Raw genomic sequence first — 20,728 nt, 5'->3', positions numbered from 1 at the left:
CCATGGCCCGTTTCGAAGGCATCATCCCCGCCGTCACCACGCCGTTCACCGCCGACGACGAGATCGACGTCGCGGCGCTCAAGGCGAACGTCGAGCAGTTGCTCGAGGCCGGGGTCCACGGCTTCGTGGCCACGGGCACGATGGGCGAGGCCGGCAGCCTGACCCGCGCGGAGCGGGCGCTGGTCGTGCGCAGCGTCGTCGAGGCCGCGGACGGCCGTGTGCCGGTGACCGTGGGTGTGTCGAGCGGCAGCGCTCGTCAGTCGCTCGAGTACGCCGAGGACGGCAAGGCCGCCGGCGCGCAGTACGTGATGGCGCTGCCGCCGCTCGGCTACCGCGCCGACGAGGACGAGGTCGTCGCCTTCTACGCCGAGCTGGCCACGTGCGGGCTGCCGGTGATGGCCTACAACAACCCCGAGGCGTCGGGCGTGGACCTGCCCGCGAGCGTCGTCGCGCGCATCTACGCCGAGGTCAAAGGCGTCGTCGCCGTCAAGGAGTGCTCGGGCGACACGCGCCGGATTCCCGCGCTGCTGCACCTGGACGGCGACCTCGAGGTGATCGTCGGCGGCGACGACTGGGCGCTCGAGGGCCTCGCGGCCGGGGCGGTCGGCTGGATCACGGGCGTCGGCGTGCTCGCGCCGCGCGAGTGCGTGGAGCTCTTCGACGCGGTCCGCGACAACGACCTGGCGACGGCGCGCGAGGTGTACCGCCGGCTGCTGCCCGTCGCCCGCTTCGACATGACCTCCAAGCTCGTCCAGTACTTCAAGGCCGCCCAGGACGCCGTCGGCTTCACCGGCGGTCCGACCCGCGCTCCGCGCCTGCCGCTCAAGCCCGACGAGGTCGAAGCACTCAGCGCCGCCCTCGCCATCCTGCGCGAGCCCGTTACGGTCTAAACCATGCGCGCCGCCCGCTACTTCGCCGCCGTCGACTCCCACACCGAGGGGATGCCGACCCGTGTGATCACGGGGGGCATCGGCCCGATTCCCGGGGCCACGATGCTGGACCGCAAGCTCCACTTCGAGGAGCACCTCGACGAGTTGCGCCAACTGCTGATGCGCGAACCCCGCGGCCACGGCGCGATGTCAGGGGCGATCCTGCAGCCGCCGGCCCGCCCGGACGCCGACTGGGGCGTGATCTACATCGAGGTCTCCGGCCTGCTGCCGATGTGCGGGCACGGGACGATCGGCGTCGCGACCGTGCTCGTCGAGACCGGGATGGTCGAGGTCACCGAGCCGGAGACGATCATCAAGCTCGACGTCCCTGCCGGCCTCGTCGAAGCGCGCGTGCAGGTCGAGAACGGGCGCGCGAAGAGCGTCACGATCCGCAACGTCGCGTCGTTCCTGCACGAGACCGACCGCACCGTCGAGGTGCCCGGCCTCGGCCCGGTCACCTACGACATGGCCTACGGCGGCAACTTCTACGCGCTCACGCCCGCGGCCGACGCCGGCCTGGTCGTGGACCCCGCCCGCTCGCAGGAGCTGATCGAAGCGGGCCTCGCGACGATGGCCGCGATCAATGAGCAGGCCCGCCCGGTCCACCCGGAGGACCCGCGGATCGGCGGCTGCCGCCACGTCGTCTTCCACGAGCCCGGCCGGGACGGCGCCGACGCGGTCGCCGCGACGAGCATCCACCCCGGCTGGCTGGACCGCTCCCCGTGCGGCACGGGTACGAGTGCCCGCCTCGCCCAGCTCCACGCGCGCGGCGAGCTCGCCACGGGCGCTCCGTTCGTCAACCAGTCTGTGATCGGCACCCGCTTCACGGGCCGCGTGGTCGAGGAGACGACGGTGGCCGGCAAGCCCGCGATCATCCCCGAGATCACCGGCCGCGCCTGGGTCACGGGCATGGGCCAGTACCTGCTCGACGCCGAGGATCCGTTCCCGGCGGGCTTCGCGCTCTAGCCCTGCAGCAGCTGCACCGAGAGTGTCCCGAGCTCCTGCCGGCGCTCGGCCAGGTCGTGCACGATCCGGCTGACCTGGGCGCTCACCGGCGGGTCCGTGCACGCGTCGAGGAGCAGGTCCTCGACGCGCGGGTCGTCGGCGAACGCGGGAGCGGCCCGGAGCGCGCGTTCGAGCGCGCGCCAGTCCCGTTCACGCACGGCCGCGTCGAAGCGGCGGATCAGCGGTACGCGCAGCTTGACCCCGGCCGGACGTGCCGGCAGCCGCGCCTCCGTGCGCCCGATCGCGCGGCGCAGCAGCCGTTCGGGGGCGGCGTTCGGCCGGATGCGCCGGAGCGGCGCGCCGGTGAGCGCGGCGGCGGCGAGCCCGAGCACGTCGTCGCGCGGCCGCTCGGCGAGCGCGGCCAGGATCGCGTCGGCCCCCTCGTCGCGGTCGACGAGCTCCAGCACGGCCGCGGGTTCGTCGAGGTGCTCGAGCAGCTGCTCGGTGGAGGACGCCGGCCAGCGCAGCCCGAGGGACCAGTAGACGTCGGCGATCGCCACGAGCGCCTCCGGGGCGACACCCCGCCGGCGCAGCGCGCGGATGACCAGCGGCGTCGCCTGGATCGCGACCACCCCCGCCTCCACGGTCCGCCGCACCTCGTCGATCGGCAGGGTCAGCAGGTCCAGCGACGAGATCCGGTGCCGCTGGGCTTCGGCCGGGGCGGACGCCCACGACTGGACGCCGTCGTCATAGAACGGCGAGCCGGTCAACGAGCGGGGCTCGCCGCGCGTGCCGAGCGTGAGCCCGGAGCGCGCCGCGAGCGCCTCGCACAGGGCGTCCATCGCGTGCTCGTGCGCGCGCCGGTCGGCGAACGCGTACGTGTGGAACTTGAGCAGGGTCCCGTCGTCGGTCACGGCCAGCAACCGCCGCGCAAGGACCTCGCCGCGCGGGCCGTACCCGTAGACGACGTGCCGGTTCGCCTCGATCGTGTTGTTGAGCGCCGCGTGCTGGTTGATCCCACCGTCGAGGGACAGGCACGTGTCGAACCAGCTGCCCATGTGCAGCGCCTTCAGCGGGTCGGTCTCGGTGACGTACCGGACCCCCTCGACCGTCGCGTCGAAGCCGGCGCGCCAGGCGCGTGCATCGAACCGCCGCCGGGCGAGCCACGCCGCGTTCTCCGGCCACGCGTAGACGTCACCGCCGTCCAGGATCGTCGCGAGCAGCCGCTCGAGGAGGCGCTGGTCGAGCGGGGCGAGCGCGGCCAGCCCGGCGAGATCGGCGAGCAGGACGAGCGGCAGGCCGTCGCGGAGGCCCGGGAGGCGACGGCGCGCCTCGGCCTCCAGCACCGCGCGCAGCGAGCGCAGCCGGGCGTCGGCCACGGCCCGCTCGAGGCTGCGCGCCGCCTGGCGCCGGGCCGCCTCCACGCGGGCGGCGACCCCGTCGGGGTCCTCGAGCCGCGTGAGCCGCCGCTCGAGCTCGGCGATCGCGTCAGGGGCGAGGGCGGCGCGTGTCGCGGACGGCGCGGCGGGCGCGGGCGCGGCGCGTGTCCCGGTCGGGTCGGCGGGCGCGGGCGCGGCGCGTGTCCCGGACGGATCGGCGGGCGCGGGCGCGGCGCGTGTCCCGGACGGATCGGCGGGCGTGGGGGCGGCGCGTGTCCCGGTCGGGTCGACCGGCACGGGGGCGGCGCGATCGGCGGCCATCTGGAGCTTCGCGCGGATCGCCTCCGCCTCCGCGGCGAGCCGCGCCGGCACGTCCGCGACCTGCGCCGCGCGCCGCGGGAGCGCGACCGGCTCGCCCAGCAGCTCGCGGTGGTGGCGCCAGCGGGCGATCAGCGTCGCGTCGAGCCCGGTCGCGACCGCGAGTGCCTCGGCGTCCTCGGTCACCGGGCTGCGCTGCCAGGCCGTCAGCGCCCGCTGCGCGTCGCCCGCGCCCGGACGCTGCGTCGCCAGCAGCGCGGCGATCGCGTCCTCCGTACCCGGCGTGATCCGCTTCGCCGCGGCCAGCAGCCCGAACGCCCCGTCGCCGAGCCGGCTCGAGAGCACGTCCACGACCCAGGGGCTGCGCAGCAGCTTCCGGGTGGGCTCGTCGACGCGCTCGAGCAGCTCGACGTAGCGGCGCAGCGAGCGTGTGGGCCAGCTTCCGCGCGGCGGCTCCGGCAACGCCCCGCCGAGCCGCATCACCCGGATCGCGAGGTCGGGCGGGAAGCGGGCGAGGTCACTCTCGAAGGTCACGTCGGGATCGGCGAGCCAGCGCGGCATGTGCGCCCGGGTACGGGCGCGCCAGCGCGGCGTGGCCGCCTCCAGCTCGACGATCGCGCCGTAGAGCTCCCACTCGTTCTCCGGCCGGGCCGGGACGTGGTAGCGCGCTTCGGGGTCCGCCAAGAGCACGCCGATCACGGCCGCGCGGTAGTTGTCGTCGGAGCCCCACATGCGGTCGACGACGCGCTCGTGGACCTTCGCGCGGTCGGCGCCGTCGGCCCGCAGCGCGGCGCCGATCCCCTCGCCGACGCCATGGTCGAGCGCCCACACGCGGAGTGTCTCGTCGTCGGCGGAGCGCAGCCGGGCGAGCTCGGCGAGCAGGGCCGGCGTCGGCCAGGTCCGCGCCGCGCACGAGCGCAGCCAGCGGTCTGCCAGCACCGGTCCACGCAGGTCGTAGAGCCGGTCGGCGATCGCCAGCTCCACGCGCAGCCGGCCGCAGCGCACCGCCGGGAGCGGCACCCGCGACGCGTAGCGCAGCTCCGTCGCCGGCTCGGCGACCAGCACGCCGCGCGGCCGTGCGCCCGTGGGCGAGAACGCCCATTCGAGCCGCTCGATCACCGGCTCCGCGGCGGCGCACAGGCGCTCGACGTCCGCCGGGCGGAACGTCCGCAGCGGTCCTTCGCCGACGAGCCCGGTGGCGTCGCGCGTCCAGCGCGCCCGCCGCAACGCGCCGCGCGCCCGCCACACCGTCGCCTCGTCGACCTTCACCGTCACGTGCGGTGGAGCGAGCGTGGGCGACGTGAGCCAGCTGGGCGTGCGGTCGGCGTCCATCGGCACCGTCCACACCGCGCCGTCGGCCACGAGCAGGGCGTCGGGGAGGTCGCGCAGTCGCCGCAGCGCGCGGCCCAGCTCCGCAATGCGCACATCTCTGGCCGATCGGGGCACCCCGGGCACGGTACGCTCCCGGGGTATGGCCGCGCGCGATGACGAGGTTCAGGCCCTCGTCGAGCAGCTGAGCGCGCAACTCGATCGCTCGGTGCTCGTCGACGACGCCAGCCTGCGTCTGCTGGCCTACAGCCCGACCCTCGGCAGCGAGGACGAGGTGCGCAAGACCGCGATCCTCACGCGTGAGACCCCGCGTGTGATCCGCGACCTGCACTTCGCGCAGGGCATCGCCAACGCCTCCCGGCCGGTGCGCACCGCGCCGCGCCCGGACGTCGGGCTCGAGTCGCGCGTGTGCGTGCCGATCCGCTGCCAGGGCGCGCTGTTCGGCTACCTGTGGCTGATCGACGCCGACCAGTCGCTCACGGACGCCGACTGCGAGGCGGCCGAGCTGACCGCGGCGGAGATCGGCACGGCGATGTACCGCCGCGACGAGCTCGAGCGCCCGCAGCGCGAGCACGAGCTCAAGCTGCTCGAAGCCCTGCTCGGGCCGGACCCGGCGGAGCGCGAGACGGCCGCGCACGAGCTGTCCGCCCAGGAGCTGCTGGTGGCCAGCGCGCACATCGCGGTGCTCGCGATGCGGCCGTGGCGGGACCCTGAGCAGGAGCTGCCGACGTCCGAACGCGCCCGCCTGGGCCTCGCGCTCGACCAGTTCCGGCGCGCGCTGCCGCGCCGCCAGTCGCTCAGCGTCGTGCACGGCGACCACGGCGTGATGCTGGTCGCGCTGGACGGTCGCCACGGCACGCTCGACGAGCTCGCGACCCGCGCCCAGGACGCGCTCGACCAGGCGTTCGCCGAGGGTCCGGTGCGGATCGCGCTCGGCTACAGCGGTCAGCACGAGCACCTGCGGGACGCGCACCGTGCGCATGAGCACGCCCGGCTCTCATTAAGGGTCTCCGGCGCACTTCCGGAGCACGGCACACCAGCTGGTTGGGATGGTCTCGGCGCCTACCGGCTGCTGGCCCGCGCGGCCGAGACGCCGCACGCTCGCGAGCTCATCCACCCGGGTCTGCCGAAGCTGTTCGCGCTCCAGAGCAAGGAGTCCCTCGTGCAGACGCTCGAGGCCTATCTGGACAACGGCTGCGACACGAAACTCACCGCAGAGGCGCTGTTTTTGCACCGTGCGTCGCTGTACTACCGACTGCAGCGGATCGAGGCCATCACCGGCACCTCGCTCAAGAGCGGCGCGGACCGCCTGGCGCTGCACTCGGGCCTCAAGCTGGCACGCCTCGTGGGCACCCATCCCGCGTTGAGACGCACCAACGCCGACTAGTCACGGTTGCGACGTTGGTTTACGCTGCCGCGCTGCGGTTTCGACACATGCACGACGAGCCGCTCCCCGCCCGTCCACTAAGTTGAGGGACGGACGGAGGACGAACCCGTGCCCATTGGAGGGGGGCGGAGACTATGAGCGCATATCGATTGGCCGTTTTCGGCTGTACTGCGTTGCTCGCGGTTGGTGCCGCAGCATGCGGTGACAGCTCGGATGACGACGGCAACGCACCTGCCGGGGGCTCGACCCCCGAAGCTTCTGCGGGGGTCGCCGACACGGTGATCCTCGGCTCGACCGACAAGGTCGTGGCGCTGGACCCGGTCGGGGCCTACGACCTCGGCTCTCAGCAGCTGATCGGCAACATCTACCAGAACCTGCTTTCGGTTCCGGCGGGCGGCAACAAGCCCGAGCCCGATGCTGCCGAGTCCTGCGAGTTCACGGACGAGAAGACGTACGTCTGCAAGATGAAGCCGGACCTGAAGTTCTCGAGCGGTGACCCGCTTACGGCGGAGGACGTCAAGTTCTCCCTCGACCGCATGGTCAAGATCGCGGACGCGACTGGTCCGTACACGCTGCTCGGCTCGCTCGACAGCGTCGAGGCGACTGATCCGACGACCGTGACGATGAAGCTCAAGAAGGCCGACGCGACCTTCCCCTTCATCCTCACCCACAACGTCGCGGCGATCGTGCCGGACGAGGTGTACTCGGCGACGGAGAAGCAGCCGGACGACAAGATCGTCGGCTCGGGCCCGTACAAGCTGGACAAGTACACCCCGAACCAGCAGGCCGTGTTCTCGATCAACCCCGAGTACACCGGCCCGAACAAGGGCAAGACCCCCAACTTCATCGTCCAGTACTTCGAGCAGGCTTCGGCCCTCAAGCTGGCGATCGAGCAGGGTGAGGTCGACATCGCCTACCGCAGCCTCTCCCCGACCGACCTCGAGTCGCTGCGCAGCGGCGGCAACGGCGTCAAGGTCGTGGACGGCGCCGGTACGGAGATCCGCTACATCACGTTCAACGTGAAGAAGAAGCCGGTCGACAACGTCGCGGTCCGCAAGGCGATCGCCCAGGTGATCGACCGCGAGGCCATCACGACGAACATCTACAAGGGCACGGCGACCCCGCTGTACTCGACGGTCCCGTCTGCCTTCCCGGGCGCCAAGCCGGCGTTCCAGGAGGCCTACGGCGATCCGGACCCGGCGAAGGCCAAGGCCATCCTCGAGGAGGCCGGCGTCTCGACCCCGGTCGCGCTCGACGGCTGGTACACGCCGACCCACTACGGCCCGGTCGAGGCTGACCTGTGGAACGAGCTCAAGCGTCAGCTGGAGGGCTCGGGCCTCTTCAAGGTCTCCCTGGACTCCACCGAGTGGGATCAGTACAAGTCGGAGGCCTTCGAGAAGGGCACGTACTACTTCTACGGCATGGGCTGGTTCCCGGACTTCCCGGACGCCGACAACTACCTGTCGCCGTTCATGCGCGACGGTGGCTTCTTCGTCAACGGCTACTCGAACAAGGAAGTCAATGACCTCCTCGACGAGGAGCTCGCGACCGATGACGCGGCCGTCCGTGAGGAAGCCTTCGGCAAGATCCAGGACATCCAGGCCGAGGACGCCCCGCTGATCCCGCTGTGGGAAGGCAAGCAGGTCGCGGCCATTCGCGAGGGTGTGGAGGGCGTCGAGACGACGTTCGACCCCGCCTTCCAGTTCCGCTTCTGGGTCGTCTCCAAGAAGGCCGACTAGCAACATGAGCCGTGCCGGATCGCTACGGGGCTACGTCCTCGTCCGGATCGCGCTGATGATCCCCATGGTCTGGGTGCTTCTGACCGTGGTGTTCCTGATGATGCGCGTGGCCCCGGGCAGTCCGGTTTCGGCCACCTTGGGCGGGAAGCTGCCGCCTGCGGAGATCGCCGAGCGCGAAGCGGCGCTCGGCTTTGACCGCCCCCTGATCGTGCAGTACTTCGACTACCTGTGGGATGCCGTTCGCTTCCAGTTCGGCACCACGGTCACCGACGGGCAGACGATCGGCTCGCTGATCGTCGAGAACGGCGGTGCGACGTTGACGTTGACGGTCGCGGCCCTCGTGGTCGCGCTCGTCTTCGGCCTTCCGCTCGGCCTCATCGCCGGGCGCTACCGGGAGACGATCCCGGACGCCTTCATCCGCGTGTTCGCCATCCTCGGCTACGCGGCGCCGCCGTTCTTCGTCGGCCTGCTCGCGCAGCTGCTGTTCGCGAAGAACCTCGACTGGCTGCCGGCGTCGAAGATGGCCTCGCCGATCACCCAGGCGACGGCGGAGGTGCACACGCACATCCTCCTCATAGACCTGGCGATAGACGGCAACTGGGATGGGGTCTGGGACGTGATCCAGCACCTCATCCTCCCGGCGACGACGCTCGGCCTGCTGGTCATGGGCGTCTTCATCCGGCTCGTCCGGGTCAACGTCGGGCAGGCGCTCGGCGGCGACTACGTCGAGGCCGCCCGCGCCCGCGGCGTGTCCGAGCGCCGCGTGGTCTCCCGCCACGCGTTCCGCAACGCGCTCGTGCCGGTGGTCACCGTCATGGGCCTCCAGGCCGCGCTGCTGCTCGGAGGTGCAGTGCTCACCGAGCAGACCTTCAGCTGGCCGGGACTGGGGACACGATTGCTCCAGTACCTCAATAGCCGCGACTACATCGGCGTCCAAGGTCTGATCACGTTCTTCGCGCTGATCGTCGTGTTCATCTCGTTGATCATCGACATCGTCAACGCGCTCATCGACCCCCGCGTGAGGTACTAGGCGATGACCGCGACGTCGACCGTCACCGGCACGCCGGACAAGCCCCCGATCGCGGAGCCGCCCAAGCGCCGCGGCGGCATCCTGAGCAAGATCGCGCAGCCGTACAAGCAGTCGCACGGCATCCAGCGCTTCATGCTCGTCACGGGGACGCTCGTGTCCCTGCTCTTCATCTTCATGGCGATCTTCGCTCCGCTGATCGCCCCGTTCAGCTTCGACACCTACCAGTCGGACGGCGTGCGCTTCCCGACGCAGGGCGAGCCGAGCGACCTCAACCCGTGGGGCACCACGGTGCAGGGCTTCGACGTCATGTCGCGCACGATCTACGGCGCGCGCACGGCGCTCGAGGTCGTCGTCCTGGCGGTTGCGTTCTCGCTCGCCATCGGCGTGCCGCTCGGGCTCATCTCGGGCTACGTCGGCGGCTGGGTGGACCGCATCCTCGTGCTGATCATGGACGCGCTGTTCGCGTTCCCGTACCTGCTGCTCGCGATCGTCGCGGCCTTCCTGCTGACGAACACGATCGACAGCGGCATCGTCGTGACCGCGATCGCGATCACGGTCGTGTACGTGCCGCAGTACTTCAGAGTCGTCCGCGCCTCCACGCTGAGTGCGAGAGAGGCGACCTACATCGAGGCGGCGCGCGCGATGGGCGCGCGGCCGCGGACGATCATCGGCAAGTACCTGTTCGGCAATGTGATCCAGAGCGTGCCGGTGATCGCGACGCTCAACGCGGCGGACGCGATCCTCACGCTCGCGGGCCTCGGGTTCCTGGGTCTGGGAATCCAGCCGGATGAGGCCGCCGAGTGGGGCTACGACCTGCAGCGCGCGATCTCCGATGCCGGTGCCGGCATCTGGTGGACGGCGCTCTTCCCCGGTCTCGGCATCGTGCTCGCCGTGACCGCACTGACGTTGGTGGGAGAAGGTTTGAACGACGTGCTCAACCCGACGCTGCGCCGCCGCCGCGTCAAGAAGCCGGTCATCTCGTCGAGCGCCGTGGGTCCCGCGTCCGCGCCCGAGGTCGAGAGCGAGGTGGGCTGAGATGGCTGATCCCGTGCTCTCCCTGCGCGACCTGCGCATCTGGTACGGCGCCGAGCGCGGCGCCGTGCGTGCCGTCGACGGCGTCTCGCTGGACCTGCTGCCCGGTGAGACCGTCGGCCTCGTGGGCGAGTCGGGCTGTGGCAAGTCCACGCTCGGTCGCGGCGTGATCGGCCTGCTGCCGGCCGGCGCCGGCCATGCCGGTGAGGTCAACTACAAGGGCCAGAACATCCTGGAGCTCAAGCCCAAGCGCCTGCGCGCGATGCGCGGGCCGGAGCTCGGGATGATCTTCCAGGAGCCGATGACGCGGCTCAACCCGCTCATGAAGATCTCGGACCACTTCGAAGAGGTCCTGAAGATCCACGAGCCCAAGCTCAGCCGCAAGGAAGCCCGCAACCGCGCCATGGAAGCGCTGCGCGGCATGGGCATCCCGCCGACGCGCTACAAGCAGTACCCGCACGAGTTCTCGGGCGGCATGCGCCAGCGGATCATGATCGCCCTGGCGCTCGTGCTGCGCCCGGCGGTGGTCGTGGCCGACGAGCCGACGACCGCGCTCGACGTGCTCGTCGAGGCGCAGATCATCCGGATCCTCGCCGACCTGCGCCGCAACTTCGACACGGCGCTGCTGCTGATCACCCACAACCTGGGGATCGTGGCCGAGGCGTGCGACCGCGTGGCCGTGATGTACGCGGGCCGCGTCGTCGAGCAGGGCCCGGCGTACGACATCACGACCAAGCCGTCGCACCCGTACTCGCGGGAGCTGCTGCGCTCGACGATCTCGCTGTCGACGACGGAGCTGCACTCGATCCCGGGCGCGCCGCCGGACCTCGTCTCGCCGCCGCCGGCCTGCCGGTTCCACCCGCGCTGCCCGGACGCGATGCAGATCTGCGCGCAGCAGTGGCCGACGACCGTGGCCACGAGCCCGGGCCGGCGCTCGGAGTGCTGGCTGCACTCCAAGGATCAGATCCCCAAGGGGCTGGACGCCCCGCTCGAGCGCGAGGCGCTGGCCGCCGCGGAGGAAGCATGAGCGCTCCCGTCGCCACCAAGAACCTGATCGAGGTCCGTGACCTCCAGGTCCACTTCGGCCTGAACACGTCGTTCAAGTCGCGGCTCACGGGTCGCGGCGGCGCGTCGGTGAAGGCCGTCGACGGCGTGTCGTTCGACCTGGCGGAGGGCGAGGTCCTCGGCCTGGTCGGCGAGTCCGGCTCCGGCAAGACCACGCTCGGCCGCGCGCTGCTCGGCCTCGTGCGCCCCACCGCGGGCAGCGTCAAGCTGCGCGGCGAGGAGCTCGTCGGGCAGCCCGAGCGCGCGCTGCGCCCGAAGCGCCGGCACCTGCAGATGGTCTTCCAGGACCCGCACGCGTCGCTGAACCCGGGCATGACGCTGCAGACCGCGCTCGCGCACCCGCTGCAGATCCACAAGCTCACCAGCGGGAACGCGGAGACAGAGGCGAAGGTCCGCGAGACGCTCGAGCTCGTCGGCCTGTACCCGACCGAGCGGTTCGCGACGAGCTACCCGAGCGACCTGTCGGGTGGCCAGAAGCAGCGTGCCGCGATCGCGCGGGCGATCATCACCGGGCCGGACCTCGTCGTCGCCGACGAGCCCGTCTCGATGCTCGACATGAGCGTCCGGGCGAAGATCCTGGACCTCATGATCGACCTCAAGCACCGGATCGGGCTGACGTACGTCTACGTCACGCACGACCTGGCGAGCGCGAAGTTCTTCTGCGACCGCGTGGCGATCATGTACCTCGGCCGGATCGTGGAGATCGGCACCGTCGACGAGATCTTCGAGAACCCGAAGCATCCGTACACGCAGGCGCTGATCCGCGCGATCCCGGAGCCCAACCCGGACAAGGCGCTCCCGCGCGACCTGCCGCGCGGCGAGATCCCCGACGCGGCCCGGCCGCCGCTCGGCTGCGCGTTCCACCCGCGCTGCCCGAAGGCGTTCGACATCTGCGGCTGGGAGTCGCGCGACATGCGGGCGATCCTCGAGCAGCGCTGGGTCGAGGGCGGCGAGGACCTCTACAACGCCGAGCGTCCGCTCGTCGGCGACCTGGAGAAGCTCGACGAAGCCGGTCACGACGCGTTCGTCCCGGCCGGCTCGGGCAAGGACCCGGGCGCGCTCCTCGCGATGCTGGAGAAGATCCGCGAGGAGGAGCCGGACGAGCCGCTGTGGAAGGGCGTGAACGCCATGAACGCGGAGGCGCACGGCGTGCGCATCGCGTTCGAGCCCGGCATCGACCCGCCGCTGTACGACACGGACAGCTCCCGGGCCGCCTGCCTGCTCTACAAGCCGGAGTAGTCCGTCCGCTTCGCCATCCGTCGGTCGCCGGATACCAGAGTTCTGGCGATTGACGGATGCTCATCGAGGGTCCCTGCCCGTAGGTTTCAGGCAGGGTCTCGATGAGAGAGGGTGTTGTGAGGATTTTCAGCTCGTGTCGGTCCGCCGCGGTGATGGCTGCACTCGCCGTCGGCGTCACACTGCCTGCCGTAGCGCAGGCCGCGGTCCCGCCGCCGCTTGATCCGCAGAAGGTCCAGGATCAGCAGGACATGACGTTCCAGGACTACAAGCCGATCCCCGGCGTGGACTGGGCGACCAACGGCGCCGTCCCGAGCGTCCGCAAGGTCACGATCGCGCTGGTCGCGTTCGACTTCGAGGACCAGCCGTTCGTCATCACGCAGAAGAAGAACAGCGACCCGTTCGGCAACCCGCAGATCGATCCGGTCAAGCGCGAGGACGTGCCGAAGTTCTACGCGGACTTCTACAACACGCCGAGCCCGCTCAACCAGGGGCACACGATCAACGGCTACTGGATGGAGCAGTCCGGCGGCCGGGTCGGCGTCACCGACGTCAAGACCTACGGCCCGTACCGGATGCCGAAGCGGCTCTACCAGTACGGCGTCAGCGACATCGGCCAGTCCGGCAAGCCCACGGGCAACGGCTGCCCGGCGGCGACGACCGTCGTCGGCGCGCACACCGCGACGCAGACGATCACCGTCGAGGACTCGGCGTTCTTCTACGTCGGTGACGTGATCCAGTTCGGCGCGGTCACCCCGACCGGCAACAAGACCGTCACGGCGATCCCGGACTCGACCCACATCACCGTCAGCGTGCCGATCACCGTCGCGGCCGGCACCGCGGTGCAGGACTGCAACTTCTCCAGCAACCAGTTCAACCAGGACGCGACCGCGCTCTGGAACGCCGATACCGGCTGCGCGGCCACCAACTGCGGGCAGACCGTGCACCTGTACATGTACGCCGGCTACGACGAGACGTCGGTGTGGCAGGAGTTCGGCGAGATCATGTTCCAGAACAAGGAGCAGATCCCGCACGAGGTCTGGGGCAACCCGAACCCGAAGAAGCCCAACTGGGTCGCCACCCGCTACGTCGACTGGACGTCGTGGTTCGCCGGCCAGCAGCAGTGGGGCGAGTCCTCGATCCGCCAGGGCGAGAGCTCGGGCACGATCACGCACGAGATCAGCCACAACATCTTCTCGGTCGGCGACAACAACAACAACCCGTACGTGACGCCGTACCGCCGTGTCGGCTCGGGCACCTGGGACATGATGGACCGCGGGTCCTTCAACGGCCCGGGTGGCCCGCACAACCGCTGGCAGGTGCCGGCGCTGTACGGCGGGTCGATGGGCGCCGAGCACACGCTGCGCTCGAAGGTCGGCATGGGCTTCGTGCCCAACTCGGCCGTGCTGCGGCTCAACCGCAACGGGCTCGCGCAGACGGGTCTCGCGGTCGCGGACGTGGTCGCGCGCGCGGCCAACGCCGAGCCGCTCCCGGCCGGCATCCGCGCCGGCGTGCAGGTCTTCCTCGACGGCGCCGCCCCGGTCGACAAGACCCCGGCGTGCAACATCAACACCGACCCGCTGTGCGACGGCGGCACCTGGACGAACTACTCGCTCGAGACCGTCCAGCGCATCGGCTACGGCTCCTTCGGGGCCGACCAGGGGGTGCTGATCGCCAAGAACAAGGCCTGGGCGGCCGGCGCGACGCGCGGCACCGAGGGCAGCTCCTGCGGCTACAACTGCTTCACCTGGGTCAAGGACGCGCATCCCGAGGACATGAACACCGTCGACTACTACAAGCCCGACGGCACCCCGATCATGCGCACCGCCGCCGACTACCGGCAGCTCAACGACGCGCTGTTCCACGCCGGCACGAACTCGGGCTCCTCGTACGAGCTCAAGGACGAGCCGAACGACCTGCAGTTCTACGTGGTCGACACCTACAAGGACGCACGCGGCCTGCTGCACTACGTCCTCGGCGTCCAGAACCCGAAGGGCGCGGGCCCGCAGACGCGCGGCGTCAGCGTCGCGAGCCAGCCGGGCACGGCGCTGGAGTCGTGCACGTTCAAGGTCACCAACACCGGCGTCGCCGCGGCGACCGACCCGGCGCTGCACCCGCAGGACGAGACGGCGTCGTTCAACAACGACATCTACCGCCTCTCCGCCTCGGCCTCCGGCCAGGGCTGGAAGGCGGAGCTGCGCAACGCGCTCGCCACCGCGAAGTTCGGCGAGAGCGTCGACGTCCCCGTGTACATCACGAAGGGCACCGGCGCCAGCAACACCGTCACGCTGACCGCGACCTCGGTCAGCGATCCGAGCAAGACCGCCACGGCGACCTGCGCCTCGACGCAGACCGACGGCACGGTCGGCGGCAACGTGCCGGCGACGCTGGCGCTCTCGCTCGGCGCTCCCGCCTCGTTCGGCGCGTTCCAGCCGGGCGTCGCGCGTGACTACTTCGCCGACACGAAGGCGACCGTGACCTCGACGGCCGGCGACGCGCTCCTGAGCGTGTCCGACGCCTCCTCGGTCAACACCGGCCACCTGGTCAACGGCTCGTTCTCGCTCCCGCAGCCGCTGCAGGCTCGCGCGCGCAACGCCAGCAACACCGGCACCGCGTACAACAATGTGGGTTCCTCGCTGAACCTGCTGACCTGGGACAAGCCGACTTCCAGCGAAGAGGTCTCGCTGGACTTCAAGCAGACGATCGGCCTCAATGACCCGCTGCGCACGGGTGCCTACACCAAGACGCTCACGTTCACGCTCTCGACGACCAACCCGTAGCGGGCCCGTCGTCGTGCTCGCCGCCGCGGCCCTGTTGACGGGCTGCGGCGGCGAGAAGCCGTCCTGGCCGCAGGGCCTGGTGCTGCGCGTCGTCGCTCCGGACGGCGTCCTGCGGGAGCTCGGTGAGCCGTGCGCGGGCGGCCAGCCGTTCCTCTACGCCCACGCCACAGCGGAGTTCACGCTCGCCGACGCGTCGGGCAAGATCCTCGAGGAGGACGTCCTGCCGGAGGGTGAGGCGACGGCGCTGCTCAACCACGACCCGGGCGTCGACCGCGTGCCGACGAACTGCACCTTCCGGGTGCGCGTCGACGTCGAGGCGTCCGGGCGCTACACGCTGCGGCTGGGCGACAGCGCGCCGCAGGAGTTCGGGTTCAAGGACGGACAGGCGATGGTGACGCTCAATTGAGGCGATGGCTTGCGGTGCTGGCGGCGACGGTGGTCGTCGCCGGCTGTGGTGGCGACGACGCGACCTACGACGGCGGCAAGGGCTCCGTGCCGGGCCCGGTGCCGGACGGCGTGAGCTACGCCCCGGCAGAGACCGAGGCCAAGAGCCCGCCGCTGGAGCTGACGCTGCTCGACGACACCAAGCTGGACGTGGCCACGCTGTGGCGCGACCGGCCCACGGTGCTGTTCTTCTTCGCCTCCTGGTGCAGTCGCTGCGCCGCGCAGCAGGACACGCTCGCGGCGATGGGCGAGCGCTACGGCGACAAGGTGGCGTTCGTCGGCGTGGCCGGGAAGGACACGAAGGAGAAGCTGCGCCCGTGGCTGACCGACCACAAGGTCGGCTATCCGGTCGGGATCGATCCGGACCTGAAGAAGTGGCGCCAGTACGCCGTGCGCACGCCGCCGGCGGTGGTGCTCGTCGCGCCGGGCGGCAAGCTCCTGCGCGGGTGGACGGGCGGCGTCGAGCGGGGAGTGCTCGAGGACGAGCTCGAGGCGCTCGTGCGCGACTGAGCTAGCGGTCGCGGGCGCGGCGGCTGCGGATCAGCGCCGCGCCCGCGATCAGCAGCGTGATCGCGGCGGGGATCGCGCCCCACGGCATCGGGATCCAGAAGCTCAGGAGCGCGCCGAGCAGCGCGATGACGACGAGGATCGTGTCGCGGCGGTCGGCGTTCATCCTGCCACCACCGCCGACACGGCGATCAGCGCGACGAAGGCGAGCACGATCCCCCAGCCGATCTTCGCGTCGCGCCGGTCCCGCGCGTTCCACGGCTCGAGCTCGCGTGCGGCGGAGATCCCGATGGCGAGCCCGATCAGCATGAAGACGATCACGGTCGCCCGGACCCAGCCGCGGTCCAATCCGAGGATCCAATCCGAGATCAGACGCCCGAGGATCCCGCCGCCCCAGACGCAACCGATGACCGTGCCGATCTGGCGGAGCCGTTCCATTCCGGGCTGCACAGTACCCGGGGTGGGCGCCGGCGAACAGGCCGGCGCCCACCGGTGAGGGCTACGGCGTGGTGGTGCTGAGCGTGAAGGTCAGCGTCTTGCTGTACGCGCCGGTCCGGAGCGGATCGGTCTTCTTCACGAGCTGCTTGAACGTGATGTCGACCTTCTCGTTGGAGGTCGGGCCGGTCCAGGCCGCCTTGCTGAACGCGACCTGCAGCGGCTCGGAGAGGGTGAACGCGCCGTTGGCCAGGTGGCCGGGCTCGCTCACGGTCAGGGCCGCGTCGGCGGCGGTGGAGATCACCGTCGCGTCGGTCTGGGCCGTGTACTCCTTGTCGATGCCCGGCGTGAAGGCGCCGAACGTCGCGGGCGCGCCGAGCGCGAGGCTCAGCGTGGCCGGGACGGTGCCGCCGACCGGAGCCTCGACCGCCTCACCGAACAGGCCGGCCTGCACGGCCGCGCTGTAGCCGCCGACGATCGGCAGCTGGATCTTCGACAACTTGGTGTCGATCGTGACGTCGGTCTGCGTCAGGCCGTTGGTGGAGCCGTAGCCGCTGAAGTTCGCGCCGATGACGATGCCGACGCGGTGGCCGGCGGCGAACGTGAAGTCCTCCGGCAGCATCGGCCAGCTGAACTTGTAGGACGAGCCGATCGTGACGGGCTCGGGGACCCGCAGCGAGTTGCGGTTCTTGGAGTCCATCATGCCCTTGGTGACGCGCCACTGGGTGACGGTCTGCTGCGGCTTGGTGGTCTCCTTGAAGCAGCCCGTGTCGTCCGGCACCGACTCGCCCCAGCAGGAGACGGTCGCGTTGGCGGGCGTCGAGACGCCGTCGCCGCTGCGGTTGGTCTGGGTGCTCGGGCCGTAGTCGACGATGAACGCCGTCAGGTTCGACGAGACCTTGCTCAGCGAGGCCTGCAGGTCGACGATCGCCGTGCCGGAGAGGCGCAGCGGCTTCTTCAGCGGCGGCGACAGGAACATGCGCTTCTGGCCCTGCTGCGTCGCGTTGCTGTTGAGGTTGAGGTAGTTGTTCTCGCTCAGGTTGTTGTCGCGGAACGTCGTGGTCGCGTCCGTGCCGCCCGAGCTACCGCCGAGCGTCTGCGTCGCGCCGTTGCTCTGCAGGAAGACGTTGGTCATCTGCGTGCCCGGGATCGGCCAGTCCGTGTAGGACTTCCAGTTGTCCACGGACTCCTCGATGTCGACGGCGGGCTCCTTGTCGATCCCGTTCTGGATGCCGTAGAGCTCGTGGTCGAACCAGCGGTGGATCGTGTCCACCCAGACCGCGCGGCGGCCGTCGAACGGGTCGACGTGGCCCTGGCGCAGGATCCACAGCTTGCGCTTGACGCCGCGCTCCTTGAGCCCGTACCACCACTTGGAGAAGTGGTCGGCGCGGACGTTCTCGTCCTGGACGCCGTGCGTGATGAACACGCTCGCCTTGACCTTGTCGAGGTCCTTCAGGTAGTCGCGGACCGCCCAGAAGTCGCTGTAGTCGCCGGTGTCGTCGCCGTCGGCGGCGTCGAGCGCGTCACGCACGGGCTTGCAGTAGTCGCGCCGGTCGGGGTTGGTGACCGCGAGCGCGAGGCTGGCGACGTAGTTGTTGTCGCGCTGGATGACGCCGTTGGTGCGCGTGTAGTCGTAGTAGGACGCGATCGCGGAGATCGGGACGATCGTCGTCAGGCCCTCGACGCCGGACGCGGCGACCGCGTTGGCCAGCGTGCCGTCGTAGGACTTGCCGATGAGGCCGGTCTTGCCGTTGTGCCAGTCGGCCTTGACCTCAACGCCATTCTTGTCCACGCCCTTCGTCCGGCCGTTGAGCCAGTCGATCACGATCTTGGCGCTGAGGTTGTCCGACTCGTCGTGGACGGTCGGGCAGCCGGTCGAGTTGTTGGTCCCGATCATGTCCATGAGGATCACGGCGTAGCCGCGCGGGACGAAGTAGTTGTCGTAGAACAGCGGCCACTGGTCCAGCAGGCCGTCGCCGTCGATGTCGCGCTTGAGCTGCGACTCGTTGCCGCGCCCGAGCGTCGAGTAGTACGGGCTCGGATCCATGATCACCGGCGCCTTCAGGCCCGTGCTCGTGGCCTTGGGACGCTTGATGTCGATCGCGATGACGTCTTTGACGCCGTTCTTGTCGGAGTCGTACGGGGACTCGATGAAGACGCGCTCGCGGATCGAGTCCGCGTAGCCGAACACGGGCGACGTCTTGCCGCCCTCGAGTACCGGTGCCGTCTGCGCGAACGCGGTCGGCGCGGTGACCAGCATGGCGGTGACCGCCGCCGCGGCGAGGCCCACTCGCCGCATCTTGCTGTGCATGTAAAAAGCCCTCCTTGGGTTCCCACGATGAGTCCTACTCGGGTGGGGAGGGCGGGTCAATCGCGCGCGCGTAGGTTCCGGCAGATCGTGTAAGCGGGGCGGGCCAACGTTCGACAACTGCCGGTATATGGGCGGCCGGGGCGACCGTACGCTCGATGGCGATGATGGAGGAGTTGCACGTCGACGTGGCCGTGGTCGGGGGCGGGCCGGCGGGCATGAGCGCCGCGCTGGCGGCCGCGCGAGCCGGGCTCCGGGTCGCGTTGATCGACGAGTACGCCGCGCCCGGCGGGCAGATCTGGCGCCGTCGCTTCGACGAAGTGGGTGAGGCCGCGCCGCGTTCCTTGCCCGGCGCGGCGCGCGAGCTGTGCGCCGCGCTCGCCGCCTCCACGGTGACGGTGCTGTCGGGCGTTTCTGTTTGGGCCGCGCCCGCTCCCGGTGACCTGCTGCTGACCGGCCCGGTGGAGCGCGTGCGCGCGACCGCCACGGTGCTCGCGACCGGCGCCTACGACCGCCCGATCGCCTTCCCCGGCTGGACCCTTCCCGGCGTGATGACGGCCGGCGGCGCGCAGGCGCTCGCCAAGGGCCAGGGCATCGTCCCCGGCCGGCGCGTGCTGCTCGCCGGCGCCGGCCCGTTCCTGCTGCCGGTCGCGGCGCAGCTCGCGGCGACGGGCGCGAAGGTCGTGGCGGTCGCCGAGGCCACGCGCCGGCGCGACTGGGCCCGCGTCAGCCCGCGCATGTCCGGCCATCCCGGCAAGCTGAAGGAGTACGTCGGGTACCGCACGAAGGTGCGCCGGATCGAGTGGGGTCACGTGCTCGTCCGCGCCGAGGGCAGCGACCGCGTGGAGTCGGCGACGATCGCCGAGTGCGGCCCCGACTGGGCGCCGACCGGGAACGAGCGCACCTACGACGTCGACGCCGTCTGCACCGCCTACGGCTTCCTGCCGTCCGTCGACCTGGCGCGCGCGCTCGGCTGCGAGCTGCGCGGCGACGCCGTCGCGCACGACGCCGACATGGCGACGTCGGTCCCCGGTGTCTACGTGGCCGGCGAGGCGACGGGCATCGGCGGCTCCGACCTCGCGCGCGTGGAGGGCGAGCTCGCGGGCTGGACGGCGGCCGCGTACGTCGCGCGGGGCACGAACGGCAACGGCAAGGCGAAGCCGACCGTGCCGTCGGAGCTGCGCGCACGGCGGGCCAAGCTCGCGGACTTCGCCGGCATCCTCGGCGAGCTCTTCGACCCGCGGCCGGGCCTGCGGTCGCTGGCCACGCCGGACACGATCCTGTGCCGCTGCGAGGACGTCACCCTCGGCGAGGTCGACGCGGCCGTCGCCGGCGGCGCGACCTCGATGTCGGCGCTGAAGGTCGTCACCCGCGCCGGGCAGGGCCCGTGCCAGGGCCGCACCTGTGAGCGGCTCGTCGCGTCCCGGCTGCCGGAGGAGCCCGCGCGGTTCAGCTCGCGCGCGCCGATGCGGCCGGTGCAGCTCGACGTGCTGATCAAGACCGCGGCAGAGTGATCCGCACCGTCTGACGCGTCGAGCCGGCGCGGGCGGTGGCGATCGTCACCGTGGCGGTGACGGAGGACTTGCGCTTGAGGGTGCGGAGCACGGACGCCGCCGGCTTCAGGCGCAGCGTGCGCGTCGCGGCGGCCGGGATCCGCTCGCGGGTGAAGCGTGCGAGCGTCTTGCCGCCGACGGTGACGGTGCCGCTCACCTCGCAGGCGGTGCCGGGTGGGCAGGTGATCGGGAGCGCGAGCGTCTTCGTCAGCTTCGGCTTGGCGCCCGGGGCGAGCGTGGCCTGGGCCGGCGTCGGCGTCGCGGTCGGCGTGGGCGCCGGGGGTGCCGGCGGGGCCGGCGGCGCGGGGGGCG

The 20,728-nt window shown here is 71.1% G+C and carries 17 protein-coding genes; 12 read left to right on the top strand and 5 right to left on the bottom strand.

The window, feature by feature from the left end; all coding sequences use genetic code 11:
- Positions 1–2 precede the first annotated feature (2 nt).
- A complete protein-coding gene (locus OJ997_RS11965) occupies positions 3–890 on the top strand; it encodes a dihydrodipicolinate synthase family protein (protein ID WP_270025331.1) in 888 nt (295 codons plus the stop codon).
- Between the two features lie 3 nt (positions 891–893).
- Positions 894–1,895 carry a proline racemase family protein gene (locus OJ997_RS11960; protein ID WP_270025330.1) on the top strand — a complete coding sequence of 334 codons (1,002 nt, stop codon included), beginning with the start codon at positions 894–896 and terminating at the stop codon, positions 1,893–1,895.
- Here the strand turns inward: OJ997_RS11960 and OJ997_RS11955 are convergent.
- Positions 1,892–4,996: a hypothetical protein gene (locus tag OJ997_RS11955; protein ID WP_270025329.1), complete on the bottom strand. Its 3,105-nt coding sequence runs from the start codon at positions 4,994–4,996 to the stop codon at positions 1,892–1,894. The genes OJ997_RS11960 and OJ997_RS11955 overlap by 4 nt on opposite strands.
- 46 nt (positions 4,997–5,042) lie before the next feature.
- Between OJ997_RS11955 and OJ997_RS11950 the strand changes: the two genes are divergently transcribed.
- The 9 genes from OJ997_RS11950 (at position 5,043) to OJ997_RS11910 (ending at position 16,123) form a co-directional block, all read left to right on the top strand.
- Positions 5,043–6,287: a helix-turn-helix domain-containing protein gene (locus tag OJ997_RS11950; protein ID WP_270025328.1), complete on the top strand. Its 1,245-nt coding sequence runs from the start codon at positions 5,043–5,045 to the stop codon at positions 6,285–6,287.
- Between the two features lie 278 nt (positions 6,288–6,565).
- Positions 6,566–8,026 (top strand): ABC transporter substrate-binding protein, encoded by a 1,461-nt coding sequence (locus OJ997_RS11945; RefSeq protein WP_270025327.1) that lies wholly within the window; start codon positions 6,566–6,568, stop codon positions 8,024–8,026.
- Between the two features lie 4 nt (positions 8,027–8,030).
- A complete protein-coding gene (locus tag OJ997_RS11940; protein WP_270025326.1) occupies positions 8,031–9,056 on the top strand; it encodes an ABC transporter permease in 1,026 nt (341 codons plus the stop codon).
- A 3-nt stretch (positions 9,057–9,059) separates the two neighbouring features.
- Complete coding sequence (locus OJ997_RS11935; protein WP_270025325.1) at positions 9,060–10,091, top strand: ABC transporter permease; 1,032 nt, start codon at positions 9,060–9,062, stop codon at positions 10,089–10,091.
- A 1-nt stretch (position 10,092) separates the two neighbouring features.
- Positions 10,093–11,115 (top strand): ABC transporter ATP-binding protein, encoded by a 1,023-nt coding sequence (locus OJ997_RS11930; RefSeq protein ID WP_270025324.1) that lies wholly within the window; start codon positions 10,093–10,095, stop codon positions 11,113–11,115.
- Positions 11,112–12,392: an ABC transporter ATP-binding protein gene (locus OJ997_RS11925; RefSeq protein ID WP_270025323.1), complete on the top strand. Its 1,281-nt coding sequence runs from the start codon at positions 11,112–11,114 to the stop codon at positions 12,390–12,392. Before OJ997_RS11930 ends, OJ997_RS11925 begins: the two co-directional genes overlap by 4 nt.
- A gap of 152 nt (positions 12,393–12,544) precedes the next feature.
- Entirely contained in the window at positions 12,545–15,169 is a 2,625-nt protein-coding gene (locus OJ997_RS11920) for a hypothetical protein (RefSeq protein WP_270025322.1), read from the top strand.
- A 13-nt stretch (positions 15,170–15,182) separates the two neighbouring features.
- Positions 15,183–15,575, top strand: a complete 393-nt coding sequence (locus OJ997_RS11915) for a hypothetical protein (RefSeq protein WP_270025321.1) — start codon at positions 15,183–15,185, stop codon at positions 15,573–15,575.
- Positions 15,572–16,123 carry a TlpA family protein disulfide reductase gene (locus OJ997_RS11910; RefSeq protein ID WP_270025320.1) on the top strand — a complete coding sequence of 184 codons (552 nt, stop codon included), beginning with the start codon at positions 15,572–15,574 and terminating at the stop codon, positions 16,121–16,123. The genes OJ997_RS11915 and OJ997_RS11910 overlap by 4 nt, the downstream gene beginning before the upstream one ends.
- Before the next feature lies 1 nt (position 16,124).
- Here the strand turns inward: OJ997_RS11910 and OJ997_RS11905 are convergent, their stop codons facing one another.
- The 3 genes from OJ997_RS11905 to OJ997_RS11895 form a co-directional block, all read right to left on the bottom strand.
- The gene (locus OJ997_RS11905; RefSeq protein ID WP_270025319.1) at positions 16,125–16,286 is read right to left on the bottom strand and encodes a hypothetical protein; all 162 of its coding nucleotides are present in this window, start codon (positions 16,284–16,286) and stop codon (positions 16,125–16,127) included.
- Complete coding sequence (locus tag OJ997_RS11900; RefSeq protein WP_270025318.1) at positions 16,283–16,558, bottom strand: hypothetical protein; 276 nt, start codon at positions 16,556–16,558, stop codon at positions 16,283–16,285. The genes OJ997_RS11905 and OJ997_RS11900 overlap by 4 nt, the downstream gene beginning before the upstream one ends.
- 61 nt (positions 16,559–16,619) lie before the next feature.
- Positions 16,620–18,866 carry a CocE/NonD family hydrolase gene (locus OJ997_RS11895; RefSeq protein ID WP_270025317.1) on the bottom strand — a complete coding sequence of 749 codons (2,247 nt, stop codon included), beginning with the start codon at positions 18,864–18,866 and terminating at the stop codon, positions 16,620–16,622.
- A 155-nt stretch (positions 18,867–19,021) separates the two neighbouring features.
- On the opposite strand from OJ997_RS11895, the gene OJ997_RS11890 reads away from it, so the two are divergent.
- Positions 19,022–20,377: an FAD-dependent oxidoreductase gene (locus tag OJ997_RS11890; RefSeq protein WP_270025316.1), complete on the top strand. Its 1,356-nt coding sequence runs from the start codon at positions 19,022–19,024 to the stop codon at positions 20,375–20,377.
- Here OJ997_RS11890 and OJ997_RS11885 read toward each other — a convergent pair.
- Positions 20,358–20,728: hypothetical protein (locus OJ997_RS11885; protein ID WP_270025315.1), on the bottom strand; the 371-nt coding region annotated here is incomplete at its 5' end. The two genes, OJ997_RS11890 and OJ997_RS11885, sit on opposite strands and share 20 nt — an antisense overlap.

Source organism: Solirubrobacter phytolaccae (genome assembly GCF_027587195.1).
In the GTDB taxonomy this organism is placed as follows: domain Bacteria; phylum Actinomycetota; class Thermoleophilia; order Solirubrobacterales; family Solirubrobacteraceae; genus Solirubrobacter; species Solirubrobacter phytolaccae.
The sequence above is the reverse complement of the archived record's forward strand: the minus strand, read 5'-3'. Positions and strand labels throughout refer to the sequence as shown.

What these genes read in the sequence shown, in the direction of transcription:
- OJ997_RS11965 (WP_270025331.1), top strand. Translation starts at nt 3, where the DNA reads ATGGCCCGTTTCGAAGGCATCATCCCCGCCGTCACCACGCCGTTCACC.
- OJ997_RS11960 (WP_270025330.1), top strand. Translation starts at nt 894, where the DNA reads ATGCGCGCCGCCCGCTACTTCGCCGCCGTCGACTCCCACACCGAGGGG.
- OJ997_RS11950 (WP_270025328.1), top strand. Translation starts at nt 5,043, where the DNA reads ATGGCCGCGCGCGATGACGAGGTTCAGGCCCTCGTCGAGCAGCTGAGC.
- OJ997_RS11940 (WP_270025326.1), top strand. Translation starts at nt 8,031, where the DNA reads ATGAGCCGTGCCGGATCGCTACGGGGCTACGTCCTCGTCCGGATCGCG.
- OJ997_RS11935 (WP_270025325.1), top strand. Translation starts at nt 9,060, where the DNA reads ATGACCGCGACGTCGACCGTCACCGGCACGCCGGACAAGCCCCCGATC.
- OJ997_RS11930 (WP_270025324.1), top strand. Translation starts at nt 10,093, where the DNA reads ATGGCTGATCCCGTGCTCTCCCTGCGCGACCTGCGCATCTGGTACGGC.
- OJ997_RS11925 (WP_270025323.1), top strand. Translation starts at nt 11,112, where the DNA reads ATGAGCGCTCCCGTCGCCACCAAGAACCTGATCGAGGTCCGTGACCTC.
- OJ997_RS11920 (WP_270025322.1), top strand. Translation starts at nt 12,545, where the DNA reads ATGGCTGCACTCGCCGTCGGCGTCACACTGCCTGCCGTAGCGCAGGCC.
- OJ997_RS11905 (WP_270025319.1), bottom strand. Translation starts at nt 16,286, where the DNA reads ATGAACGCCGACCGCCGCGACACGATCCTCGTCGTCATCGCGCTGCTC.
- OJ997_RS11900 (WP_270025318.1), bottom strand. Translation starts at nt 16,558, where the DNA reads ATGGAACGGCTCCGCCAGATCGGCACGGTCATCGGTTGCGTCTGGGGC.
- OJ997_RS11895 (WP_270025317.1), bottom strand. Translation starts at nt 18,866, where the DNA reads ATGCACAGCAAGATGCGGCGAGTGGGCCTCGCCGCGGCGGCGGTCACC.
- OJ997_RS11890 (WP_270025316.1), top strand. Translation starts at nt 19,022, where the DNA reads ATGGCGATGATGGAGGAGTTGCACGTCGACGTGGCCGTGGTCGGGGGC.